This window comes from Bordetella sp. FB-8 (assembly GCF_000382185.1).
Taxonomy (GTDB): Bacteria; Pseudomonadota; Gammaproteobacteria; order Burkholderiales; family Burkholderiaceae_B; genus Bordetella.
This window is the reverse complement of the sequence record NZ_KB907784.1, coordinates 4,016,914-4,029,260: the sequence shown is the minus strand read 5'-3', so window position 1 is coordinate 4,029,260 and position 12,347 is coordinate 4,016,914. Positions and strand designations below refer to the sequence as shown.

Sequence of the window (12,347 nt, the reverse complement as noted above, 5' to 3'; positions counted from 1 at the left end):
ACCACGGAGCAGTTTTGATGCTGACCTTGCGTAGCAACAACGGTAAAATTATGGAGGTTCTTGAATGCAGCCTTCCCATGATCACCTTGGCACATCCAGTTATCAGCGATGAAGAGCGTCGGCGCCGCAAGGTGGCGGTGCAGCAGGCATTCGCCTCGGTTCAGCTGGAAGGGTTCGTTGTCACCGAGCAAGAGCAGCGCCGCGGCCAGGCCTTTATCGACGGCAAGATGACGCTGCAGGAATTCGTCACGGGCGATTGATGGCCCTGACCGACGCTGAGCGCAGCGCCCTCGAGGCCAAGTACACCGCGCGTCGCATTGTCGAGCTGCAACTCGATCCCGTCCGCGGCAATTTCGATGCCGCCCATCTTCGCGAAATCAACCGCCGCATCTTCCAGGATCTGCCTGGCCACGGGCTGACCGACGTTACATCCGGGCAGTATCGAGCCCCGGTCCCTGAAGGCCGAGACTGGCTCAAGATGCGCGCGCTCGAGAACGTCAAGACTTCGACCTTTGTTGCCTATTCCAGGATGGATGAAAGCGCGGTGGCCAGACTGGATGCGCTGCTGGACCAGGTCGACCCCAAGGCCATGTCCCAGCTGGATCCGCCGGCCTTCTCAAAGGCCTTGGCCGAGCTTTACACGCAGCTGGACTACATCCATCCCTTCCCGGACGGCAATAGCCGCACCTTGCGCGTCTACACCGGCCAGCTGGCCGAGGAAGCGGGCTACGCGTTGGACTGGACGCACTTCACCAAGACACCTTACGGTCGGGACCAGCTCTACATCGCCCGTGATCTGGGCGTGAATGCCTTGGCTTTGCCTCACGTGCAAAGTGAGGCGACCCTGCGCAAGATCTTGTTCTCGTCGACGCGATTCGAAGATAACCGGCAGCTGCCGGCGCTCATGGCTGATGCGATCAAACCGCTGGATCTGGAACGCCGCCTCGAGGCCGCGCGGCGCGAGGCCTTTGCCCTGGGGCCGGTACGACTGGCGGAACCGGGCAGGTCGTACGCCGGCATCGTCCTGGCCATGACCGAGAAAGCGGTCCTGCAGGCAACCCCTGACGGCCCAGTCGAGCACCTACGGCACCGCCTGGTCGACCACGGCGCGCTGGCCATCGGCAAGTCCTTGGAGATTCGCTATCCCCATGGAGGAGTCGGCCTGGTCGCGGATACCAGCGCAAAGCAGTTCGAAGGTCCTGCGGTTGGTCACCAGGTTAAAGGGCCGCAGTTCGGCAAATAGCCCCGACTCCCGCTGCCGGCGCTCGCATGCCTCAGAAGAGCCCGATATCCCTGGTTTTTCAGGGGCTTGCGCGGTAAAATAAAGGTCTGATTTTTGACTTTCCAACGGAGTTCACCATGTTGACGCAGCAAGAAATCGCCCAGCGCCGTTTCGACGTCGACGACGTGATCGCCAGCCAACGCCTTGAGGGCCTGGCAGTAGATCCGGCTACTCTGGCCGATCTGGAAGAGTATGTGCAGGGCCATCTGGAGTTGGTTGACGTCATGGCCAAGGCGAAGGCGCGCAACATCACTAACGCGCATCGCGTCGCCGCTTAGCTCGCCTGCATGGCCAAGTATCCAAGCAAGTCGAACGATCCCTACATCGATCCGAGCTCTGGCGTTCTGACCAACCTGGTTGGCGCACGCACCCAAGAACACCTGGACCACCTCGAGGCGACGTTCTCCGCGATTCGCATGCTGGAGCTGCGGCGCGATCCGATCGCAGGCAACTTCGACCTGGCGCATCTGCAGACCATCCACAGGCATCTTTTTTCTGATGTCTATGCCTGGGCTGGCGAGCTGCGCACGGTCGACATCTCGAAAGGCGAAACTCGATTTGCCAACTACCAGCAGATCGAGGGCTATGCGCCCACGATCTTTCGTGGCTTGGCCGCAGAGAACCTGCTTCGCGGTCTAGATCCAGATGAGTTCAGCCTCCGAGCCGGCACGTACTTGGGTGAAATCAATGTGCTGCATCCCTTTCGCGAGGGCAACGGCCGCACGCAACGCGAATTCATCACCCAGGTAGCTCACCAGTGCGGCTATGCCATCTCCTGGCGAGGCGTCGATCGCGTGGAAATGCTGCGCGCCTCAATTGAGGCGTACCAGGGCAATGCGCGTCCCATGGGCGCCATTATCAAAGCGAACCTCATCGATCTGGATCGCGAGCATGCCATGGCTATCGGCCGAGAGTCTTTCCCAGGCCTGGTCAACATCGCATCGGCTGAGTCAGGTCGAACCTATGTCGGACCCGTGCTGGGTATGACCGAGCGCTATGTGGTCCAGGCCAACGGTGATGCCGCGGTCGTGCTGCACAACCGTCGTGCCCTAGCTGTGACCTCAAGTGACACCATCCGGCCTGGCCCCACCCTGCAGTTCCGCTACCCTCATGGCGAGGTGGGCGTCGTGGTGGAAGTCGGCGCAGCTTCCCAGCAAGGCCCAGCTACCAGATATCAGATTAAGGGCCCACAGTTCAGCAAGTAGGCGCCTGACCAGGTGTTGATCTGAGGCCGGCAATTAATCGCTATGTGGCGTGCGGGTCCTTTTGTTTATGGCAGCGATGCATGGCATAGAACTTGTGATTCTTCTCTCGATCATGGGCATCTTCCTGTGCAAGCCGATTTTTTCTTGCCCTCGATCTCTCCGATTGGGCGATAGCCTCGGCTCGACGCACCAGGACCACTGTGTGCGCCCCATGTTTGTCCTCGTGGGACTGGACCAACGCCCTGACGGCTGCAAACTCGAGAAATAGCTTTCTCAGCCGCTGACGGTCATAGAGCCCAGGCTCGCTTTTCAGGTAATTCCGTCTGAGCGCGACGATTCCAACCAGGGCGGGAAGGGCGCCTATCACCTAAATGTCCATCTTCTCTCCGTTGAGTTTGATCTAGACAGCTGTCATTCTGCCGGAGAGCATCCTTGCTCACAGACGCTAATCCCCACTAAATAACGACAATTCCTCTGAGGGTTCGAGGCGTTCCAAACCGAGTTTGAACAAAGAGAAATGCCCTGTCCGCTGCCGCGGACAGAAGTTAGGGCCTGTGCGGCCATAGGCGCTCGCCGCGCGGGCCGACATGGGTAGCTGAGCCTGGTGGCGCAATGCCGGCAGGCCTGCGTGTCGGCGTGCCCTAAATCACCGACCGTACCACTGCACTCCCGCCTGCAATAGGCTTTCGCGGCATATCCTCGCGCGCTTCGCTTACTGCGGTATTCCACGTCCTCCTTCCGGCCTTCGCTCCATGGTCACGGACGGCACGGGCTCGGCGACTCACAGGACCGGCGGCAAACAACCGCGAAGACCACGTCCAGCGACCAACGCCGATCACGATCGGGCTAACGATCTTCAGGCCCGGGCAGCACTAACCCTCATCCTCAAGGAGCTTTATATGTATCCCTCCCGTCTTACTTCTCGTTTCGGTGCCGGTTTCCGTTCTTACCGCCAGGACCGCCCGATGACAGATGACGAGTTACGCCAAGTCGCTCCGTCCATCTTCGCCGATGCCGCACACGAAAGCCGTTCAGCCAAATACGCCTATATCCCGACCATCGATGTTCTGAGCGGTCTGCGTGCAGAAGGGTTTCAGCCCTTCATGGCGGCCCAGGCGCGCGTTCGAGATGACGCACACCGCGATTTCACCAAGCACATGATCCGCCTTCGCCACGCCAACCACATCAATGATAAGGCGGCCAACGAGATCATCCTGTTGAACTCGCACAATGGCACGAGCAGCTATCAGATGCTCGCAGGGGTCTTTCGATTCGCCTGCGCCAACGGCATGATCTGTGGAGACACGTTCCACGATATCCGCGTGCCCCACAAGGGAAACATCAAGGACCAGGTCCTGGACGGTGCAAACGTGATACTCGAATCTTTCGACCTGATCACCGAATCGCGCGAGCGCATGGAAAGCCTCACGCTGTCGGCCGACGAGCGCCATGCCTTCGCCGCCGCTGCTCTGCAGCTGCGCTACGACAACGCCGACCACGTGCCCATCGCTGCCGAACAGCTGATCCGCCCGCGCCGGCAGGCCGACATTGGCCGCGATCTCTGGACTGTCTTTAACGTTGCTCAGGAAAACATCGTCCGAGGAGGGCTCGCCGGCCGTAATGCCAAGAAGCGGCCGACATCCACGCGTGCCATTACCGGCATCGGACAAAACACAGCGCTCAACCGTGCGCTCTGGACTTTGGCCGAGAAAATGGCAGAATTCAAAGCCTAAATACGCACCCTGGCCGGGAAGCTAGATGCTACTCGGCCATGTCATAGCTAGTATGTCTGATACCGGCCAGGAACGGACGCTCAATCTAAGCCGTCAGATCGTCGACAATGCGGTTGCAGAGGAGGTTAAGACTAGAGACTGCATAGCCGACTTTCAATCAGGCTGATCCGCAAATTACCGTGCGTGGCCAGGAACAGTTCTTCATCATATTCTCACAAAGCAGCCGTTCGATGTCTCGGTGAGGCCATCACGACGTAGAGACCGCAAGTTATAGGTGGGTTAAATTCGTCTTTAAATCCGCCCATTCGTGAAGCGGCTCAACACCCAAAAACTCGCCCCGCCTCCCATGAAACTGCTCGTCGTCGAGGACAACCACGCATTGGTGGCCAACCTGTTCGCGTACTTCGAAGCGCGCGGCCATATACTGGACGCCGCGCCCGACGGCGCCACCGGCCTGCGCCTTGTCGCGGACAATCACTACGACGCGATCGTTCTCGACTGGACGCTGCCGCGCATGGACGGCGTGCGCGTTCTGCAGGCGCTACGCCAGAGCGTGCGCAAGGATGTTCCCGTGCTGATGCTCACTGCCAGGGGAGAAACAGCCGATAAGGTCGAGGCCCTGCGCACCGGCGCCGATGACTATATAGTCAAGCCGTTCGACCTTGCTGAACTGGAGGCGCGGCTGCTCGCGCAGATCCGCCGTGCCAGCGGCCGGGTGACCGATACCCGGCTGAAGGTCTGCAATCTGGTGCTGGACCTGAGCACGGCGGAGGTCACGCGCGACGCGCGGCCAATTGCCCTAAAGCCAGCCACCCGCCGCCTGCTGGAAGTGCTGATGCGTGCGTCGCCGGCTCTCGTGCCGAGGGAGCGACTGGAGGAAGTACTCTGGGGCGATGATCCCCCCGACCGCGACCTGCTGCGTTCGCAGATGCACGTGCTACGCCGGGCGATCGACGCGCCTTTTGCGCACAAGCTGCTGCACACCGTGCCCCGAGTGGGCTACCGGCTCACCGCGACGGCAGGCACCGACGATCGTGAAGACGAATAGCCTGCGCGCCCGCATTACCGTCGGACTGCTGCTATATGCGGCGGTCCTGAGCGCGGCTTTGATCGCCGTCGGCACGTTCCTGAACGACCGCCACGAGCGCTTGGTGTGGATGAGCCTGCTCGGCGATGTGATGGTGCGCGACCTGAGAGCCGCCCACCTCCCGGCCGGCGACCTGAAGCCACCGAAGGTGCGCCTGATCGACCTGGACTCGCAGGCCGCACGAAGCCTGCCGGCTGAGGTGCGCCGTCTTGGTCCGGGCCTGTACGACGACATCGACCCGGAGAACCTGCCCTTCGCGGTACTGGTGCGGGACGTGCAGGGCCATCGCATGGCCGCGCTGATCGATATTTCTGCGCAGCGGGCGCAGGAGCGCCGCCTAGCCTACCTGCTCGACGCGATCGTCGCGGCCGGGCTGGGCCTGCTAATGGCTGCCACATGGTGGTTCGCTGGTCGGTTGCTGCGTCCGGTCTCACGCCTGGTCGATTCCGTGCACGCGCTCGATCCGTCCCACCGCGAGGCGCGTTTAGCGCCTGGGTACCGGCTGCAGGAGATCCAGGCACTAGAGACCGCCGTCAACGGCTTTCTGCAGCGCCTGGACGGCTTCGTGTTGCGCGAGCGCGAATTCATCGACACTGCGAGCCACGAACTGCGTACCCCAATCTCGGTGATCGCGGGTGCCGCGCAGGTGCTTGAGTCCGAGCCGCTCGGCGGCGATGGCCGGCGAGCGCTGCATCGCATCTGCCTCACGGCCCAGGTGATGCAGGAAACGCTAGCGGCCCTGCTGCAGCTTGCCAAAGAACCTTCGCCCCCCGCCGCAGTGGCGCCCTTGGCGCTTGAAGCATGGTTGCCCGATTTGATCATCGATTACCGGCCCCTGCTCGAGGGGCGGCCGCTGACGCTTCTAGTCGGCGCGATCGAGCCGGCTGCGGTACGGGTTGCGCCCGCAGTGGCCGCGATGATTTTCGGCAATCTGGTGCGCAACGCCATCGAGCACACCCCGGCTGGCCGTCTGGAGATTGCGCTGCGTGACGGCGTGTTCTTCATCGATAGTCGAGGCGAGGCACTTGACGCCGCTACCGTGGCCCGCTTGTACCGCTCGCTGGCCCTCGCCGAGGGCGGTCGCGTCCTCGGTGCCGGGCTTGGGCTGTATCTGGTACGGCAGCTGTGCGAGCGACTCGGCTGGTCGCTTGAGTATATGCACAGCGAAGCAGGCGAACTGCAGGTGCGGCTGGATCTGCATCTTCGCAACGACAGGCGCAACGGCAACGAGGCCAGGCCAACGACAAATTGACGACATGCGCGTTCCTAGCATGAGAGCTTTTACTCATGCGACACGACGCGATGAAGACCTGTCTGCCGGCCGCTTTGCTCGTTTCCGCGCTGCTTGCCGGATGTGCGAGCTATACACCGCAACCCATCCATCCAGATCAGACAGCGCGGGAGTTGACTCGGCGCACCCTGTTCGATCCCCGTTTGCTGCGCTTTCTCGCGGCCCAACTGCACCAAGGCGGATCGCCGCGCTGGAATATCGGCACCTTGTCTCTGGTGGCCGTCTACGAACGGCCCGACATGCCCTTGGCCGCGGCCAAGCTGCATGAGGCCCAGGGTGGCGAAACTACGGCTGCGGCGCTGCCCAACCCGACCTTGCAGCTCGCACCGACCTATGATGCGACGACCACTGCCCCACCGTGGACGGTCGGTCCCGTCGTCACCTTCCTGATCCAGTCCTACGGCGCTCGTCCGGCGCGCATCGCCCAGGCGCGCGCCCGGACCGAGCAAGCGCGACAGGCCATAGATGTCACCGCCTGGCAACTGCGCGATCAGGTCCGCTCGGCGATGCTCGACCTGTGGTCCGCGCAGCAAGCTGCGACGCTCGCCGCCCAGCGGGTCTCCCTCGCGGACCGTTATCGCGACGCGGTCACGCAACGCTACCAGGCGGGGATGGTCTCGGCGGCGACGTTGACGACCGCGACACTCGCGTTCAATCAGGCCGAACTGCAACTCGCCTCGGATCGGCGCGCCAGTCGGCTAGCGCGCTCCGCCCTGGCCGCGGCGCTGGGCCTGCCGATAGCGGCGCTTGACGGCGTTGACCTCGACATGCGGGGGATTATCCATCCACGGCAGCCGGGCCGCCTCGAGTCTTTGGTTCACTCCGCGCTCACTTCACGTCCCGACGTACTCGCCGCCCTTGCGCATTACGCTGCAGCGGAGGCAGCGTTGCGCCTGGCTGTCGCGCAGCAGTACCCCGCGATCGACATCGGTCCCGGCTACCACTACGACCAGGGCGACAACAAGTTCATTGTGTCGTTTTCCCTGCCACTGCCCGTCTTCAACCAGAACCAGGGCCCGATTGCTCAGGCCCGTGCAGCCCGGCGCGTTGCCGAGGAGGAGTTTCTCGCGACTCAAACCAAGGTGCTGGCGCAGATCGATCAGGCCCGCACGGATTGGCATGCCAGCGAATCCGAGCGGATCAGCGCGCGACGACTGAGCACCGCGGCCGCAGATGCGCTCAACCGGCAGCGCAGCGCCTTCGCCGCAGGCCAGATAGGCCGCCTGCGGCTGCTCGGCGCCGAACTGGACGACGTGCAGGCGCAGCAAGGCGCGCTGTCAGCGGCGGTGCACGAGCGCCAGGCACTCGGTCAGCTCGAAGCGGCGCTCTATCACCCCTTCCTGGTTGCTAACCGGAGCCAATGATGCATAGGACATTTCTTAAGTGTGCCGCAATTGCGGTCGCCGCCATCGCCGCCGCGAGCACTGCTGGCGCGGGGCAACTCGCCACCGTCACCCTCGACGCCAAGGCGCTCTCGGCAGGTGGGATTCGCACCGTCGCGCTGCGGCAGGTCGAACGCGCACCGCGGACAACAGCCTTTGGCATCGTCCTCGACCCCAGTTCGCTGATCACCCTGTCGGCGCAGATCGCCGCTGCGCGCGGTAAGCTCATGGCGGCACAGGCGGCGACAGCGCTGGCGCGCAGCGAAGCGGCGCGCGCCGCCGATCTGTACGGCACCCAGCACAACATCTCGCAGGCTGCCTTCCAGACTGCGCAATCGCGACTGCAGGTCGCCCAGGCTACTCAAGTCAGCGCGCAAGCGCAACTGGGCGCACTTTTGGCGCGCGGCCGCACCGACTGGGGCGCCACGCTCGGGGCGGCCGCAGCCTCCGCAGCGGAGCCGCTGCCGCAACTGGGGAGCGGCACCCAGCAGCTCGTTGAGGTGAGTCTACCGCTCGGGCAGTCGCTGCCGTCCGTATCGACTTCCCCCCCGGCATCGACGCCTGACGGCAAGCGCGTGACCCTGCGCCTGATCGGCCGCGCTCCGCGCGCCGCCGGGGGGGTGGCAGGCCCCAGTCTGTACTACCTAATGGCGGCCCAGGATTCCGCGCCGATCGGTACGCCGCTCACAGTCGCTCTGAGCGGGCCGGGGACAATTGCCGGGGTGCTGGTTCCCGCGGCTTCCGTGGTCTGGCATGACGGGCAGGCACTGGTGTACCGCCAGAGCGGCGCCGGCACGTTCATTCCAGTCGCGGTGCCTAGCTCGGCGCGCACACGGCAGGGGTATTTCGTGGCGGGAGGTGAAGATGAAGCGCTGCGGCCCGGACAGCGCATCGTGGTCGTCGGCACGGCGCTGGTGTTCTCGGCGTCGCAATCGCCACCAGTGGCGAAGGCCAAGGCGGCCAAGCCTGAAGATGATGACGACGATTGAAGGGGAATGATGATGCGTGCAATCGTCGAGTTTTGCCTGCGCCTTCGCTGGCTGGTCCTGTTCGCGGCACTCGGGCTATCGCTACTGGGCGTCGTCGCGGTGATCCATGCGCCTTATGACGTCTTTCCGGAGTTCGGCCAGCCCACGGTCACCGTCGTGACCAACGCCGCCGGGCTGGCGCCCCGACAGATCGAGGCGTTGGTCAGCACGCCGGTCGAGGACGCCGTCAACGGCATTCCAGGGCTGGCGCACCTGCGTTCGCAGTCCATGGAGGGACTGTCGGTGGTGACAGCGGTGTTCGGCGGTCGCACCGATGTGTACCGCGACCAGCAGCTCGTGGCGCAGCGCATGGCGCCGCTCACGCCTACGCTGCCTCCCGGGGCGACGCCGGTGGTCGCACCGCTGCAGTCGTCCACCGGCGTGGCGCAGGCCATCGGGCTGTCCTCAACCAAGCTGTCGCTGATGCAATTGACCCAGATCGCGCGCTGGACCGTCCGCCCGGCCCTGCTCGCCGTGCCGGGCGTGTCCAAGGTGGTGATCTTCGGCGCGCGGCCCGAACAGTTCCAGGCTCAGTTCGATCCGGACAAGCTTGTTGCGCTGCACATCGGTCTCAACCAACTGACTACGGCGGCCGCCGAGTCGAGCGGGGTGCGCGGCGCCGGCGTTGTCAATACGCCCAACCAGCAGCTCTTCCTGATGAGCGATGGCCAGGCGACGAGTCCTGCAGCATTGGCCAACAGCCTGCTGCTGCGTCGTGCTCACCAGAGCCTGACCCTGGGCGCGGTCGCGCACATCGTTGCGGCGCCGCCGCCGGCCATCGGCGGGGCGTTGGTGGGCACCAGGCCCGGCCTGGTTCTGGTCGTGGGCTCCCAGTACGGCGCCAATACCCTAGCCGTCACGCGAGGGCTCGACCGAGCGCTCGCGACCCTGGCACCCGCGCTCAAGCGCGACGGCATCAAGGTCCAGCCCAACGGGCTACGTCCGGCCTCGTTCATCGACACCGCTCTGCGCGATGTGCGCAACTCGCTTTCCATCGGCGCAGTGCTGATCGTCCTGGTGCTGTACCTCTCACTGCGCAACTGGCGCACGGCGATTGTCTCGTTCGCCGCGATTCCCTTGTCGCTTCTCGCCGCAGCGCTGATCCTGGACCACTTCGGTTTCAGCCTGAACACGCTATCGCTCGGGGGGCTCGCGATCGCCCTGGGCGAAGTGGTGGACGACGCGGTGGTGGGGGTGGAGAACATCCATCGTCGCCTGCGCGAGAATCGCGCCCTGGCGCAGCCGCGACCGATTGCCGAGGTCATGCTGCGCGCGACCATGGAAGTGCGCAAGGCGGTGATCTTCGCGACTTTCTCGGTGGTCATCGTGTTCCTGCCTATCCTGCGCCTGACGGGCGTGGCCGGGCGTCTGTTCGGTCCACTGGCACTGGCCTACATCTTCGCCATCCTGTCGTCGCTTGCGGTCGCGCTCACAGTCACCCCGGCATTGGCTATGCTCCTGCTCGGCCACAGCCGACTGGACCCGGCCGATCCGCCGGTGGTCGCCGCCGCCAAGCGTACCTACGGCCATCTGCTGGCCGCCGTGCACCGGCGCCCCCGTCCGGTCTGGGCACTGGTGGGCATCCTGGTGGTCGGCGGCTTGGCCAGTGTGCCGCTGCTGCGCACCAGCTTCCTGCCGCGCTTCAACGAGAACGACCTGATCGTGCATTTTCAGACGGCGCCGGGCACGTCGCTGGCTACAACCATGCGCATAGGCGAGCGGGCAGTCGCAATCATGCAGCGCATGCCCGAGGTGGGCGATGCGGTGATGCACGCCGGCCGCGCCCACCTCTCCAACGGCAACGCCCTGACCAATAAGGCGGAAATCGATGTCAGCCTGTCGGGCAAGGGCAACGCCAATAGCGCAGTCGCCGAGCGCCGTATTCTGGAGGCTGTCCGAGGCGCGCCGGGGGTGCGCTGGTGGGCGAACACCTTCCTGACTGAACGAATCCATGAGACGCTTTCCGGTGTAACCGCCCCCGTGGTGGTGACGATCTACGGCCGCAGTCTCTCCGCGTTGAACGACGATGCCCGGAACGTCGCCGACGCCCTGAGTCAGGTTCCCGGGGCAGCTGGGGTGCGTATCCAGGCACCGCCGGGCACCCCGGAACTCTCGATCGTCCTTGATCGCGAGGAGCTGACGCGATACGGATTCACTCCGGCGGAGGTCCTGAATGCCATCCAGACGTGCTATAGCGGCCGCACGGTTGGCCGAGTCTACACGGCGGGGGCATCGCTGCCCATCGTGGTGGTGCTTCCGCCCGCCCTGCGCTCGGATCCGACAGCGATCGCCAAGGTGCCGCTGGTCAACCGCGACGGCACGGTGGTATTGCTGGGCGCGCTGGCGCGGATCCGTGAGCGCTCCGGCCAGTCGCTTATCCTGCACCGCGGTGCCCAACGCGTGCAGCTCGTTACCGCCAACGTCAGCGGCAGCGCCGGGCAGTTCGTGACGCGAGCTCGCCGTAGGCTCGCTGGCCTGCCCTTAGCGTCTGGCGAATACCTGCGCATCGGCGGAACGGCGGCGGCATCGGGGCAGGCTAGGCTGCAACTGGCACTGGACTTTGCCTTGGCGCTGGCAGCAATTCTGGGCCTGCTGTTTATCGCGCTGCGCGACGGGCGGACGGTGGCGCTTCTGGCGGTCAACCTTCCCTTCGCACTGGTGGGCGGGGTCGCCGCGATCTGGCTCGCGCGGCTGCCGGTCTCGTTGGGCGCGGCGGTCGGCTTCGTGACGGTCTTCGGCATCACCCTGCGCAACGCCATCATGCTGTTGTCGCACTATCGGTCGCTGGTAGCCGAGGATGGTCTGCCCTGGTCCTGGGAGACGGCGCAGCTTGGAGCGATGAACCGACTGACACCGATCCTGATGACTGCCTCGGTCACGGCGCTGGGCTTGCTCCCTCTGGCAATCGGCGCACATCTTCCGGGGCAGGAGATCGAAGGGCCGATGGCCATCGTAATCCTTGGCGGCCTGTTCAGCTCGACCTCGCTGACTCTGCTGGTGCTGCCGACGTTGGCGCTGCGCTTCGTGCGGTTCGAGGCGGCAGAGCAATGTGAGGGTGCGGCGACACAAGCTACTGCGTCGTGATTTCATCCCGCGGTTGAGCTGGAGCGCCGGCTGCGGGAGTGCGCAGAATTTTGTGTAAACGAGTCATTGGCAGGAAACTGCCGGACAGCGACCTTTCCGCGGCGAAGCGCTTCGAGCCGGCCTCATCGGTCGGAGTGCGGCCACAAACCGTCCTTCGTCGTGGTGTGCGAATAACAGCAGTTCGGCGATGCAGTGACCCAGACAGAATCAGGAGCCGTGATATGGGGGGACGAGGGTATGATCCCACTTTAAATC

10 protein-coding genes are annotated in these 12,347 nt (G+C 64.2%); all 10 read left to right on the top strand.

The window, feature by feature from the left end; genetic code table 11:
- The first annotated feature begins 17 nt into the window (after positions 1–17).
- The 10 genes from H143_RS0119325 (at position 18) to H143_RS0119275 (ending at position 12,092) form a co-directional block, all read left to right on the top strand.
- Positions 18–260: an antitoxin VbhA family protein gene (locus H143_RS0119325; protein ID WP_019939918.1), complete on the top strand. Its 243-nt coding sequence runs from the start codon at positions 18–20 to the stop codon at positions 258–260.
- Positions 260–1,243, top strand: a complete 984-nt coding sequence (locus H143_RS21265; RefSeq protein WP_019939917.1) for a Fic family protein — start codon at positions 260–262, stop codon at positions 1,241–1,243. The genes H143_RS0119325 and H143_RS21265 overlap by 1 nt, the downstream gene beginning before the upstream one ends.
- Positions 1,244–1,359: 116 nt before the next feature.
- Positions 1,360–1,560 carry an antitoxin VbhA family protein gene (locus H143_RS0119315; protein ID WP_019939916.1) on the top strand — a complete coding sequence of 67 codons (201 nt, stop codon included), beginning with the start codon at positions 1,360–1,362 and terminating at the stop codon, positions 1,558–1,560.
- Between the two features lie 9 nt (positions 1,561–1,569).
- Positions 1,570–2,487 (top strand): Fic family protein, encoded by a 918-nt coding sequence (locus tag H143_RS22275; protein WP_019939915.1) that lies wholly within the window; start codon positions 1,570–1,572, stop codon positions 2,485–2,487.
- A gap of 899 nt (positions 2,488–3,386) precedes the next feature.
- Positions 3,387–4,220, top strand: coding sequence for a DUF932 domain-containing protein (locus tag H143_RS0119300; protein ID WP_019939913.1), 834 nt, complete (start codon positions 3,387–3,389; stop codon positions 4,218–4,220).
- A 346-nt stretch (positions 4,221–4,566) separates the two neighbouring features.
- The gene (locus H143_RS0119295) at positions 4,567–5,268 is read left to right on the top strand and encodes a response regulator transcription factor (protein WP_019939912.1); all 702 of its coding nucleotides are present in this window, start codon (positions 4,567–4,569) and stop codon (positions 5,266–5,268) included.
- Complete coding sequence (locus H143_RS0119290) at positions 5,255–6,559, top strand: HAMP domain-containing sensor histidine kinase (RefSeq protein ID WP_019939911.1); 1,305 nt, start codon at positions 5,255–5,257, stop codon at positions 6,557–6,559. Before H143_RS0119295 ends, H143_RS0119290 begins: the two co-directional genes overlap by 14 nt.
- Before the next feature lie 50 nt (positions 6,560–6,609).
- The gene (locus tag H143_RS0119285; RefSeq protein ID WP_019939910.1) at positions 6,610–7,962 is read left to right on the top strand and encodes a TolC family protein; all 1,353 of its coding nucleotides are present in this window, start codon (positions 6,610–6,612) and stop codon (positions 7,960–7,962) included.
- Entirely contained in the window at positions 7,962–8,969 is a 1,008-nt protein-coding gene (locus H143_RS0119280; protein ID WP_019939909.1) for a hypothetical protein, read from the top strand. Before H143_RS0119285 ends, H143_RS0119280 begins: the two co-directional genes overlap by 1 nt.
- A 12-nt stretch (positions 8,970–8,981) precedes the next feature.
- A complete protein-coding gene (locus H143_RS0119275) occupies positions 8,982–12,092 on the top strand; it encodes an efflux RND transporter permease subunit (RefSeq protein WP_231378528.1) in 3,111 nt (1,036 codons plus the stop codon).
- Positions 12,093–12,347: the final 255 nt, after the last annotated feature.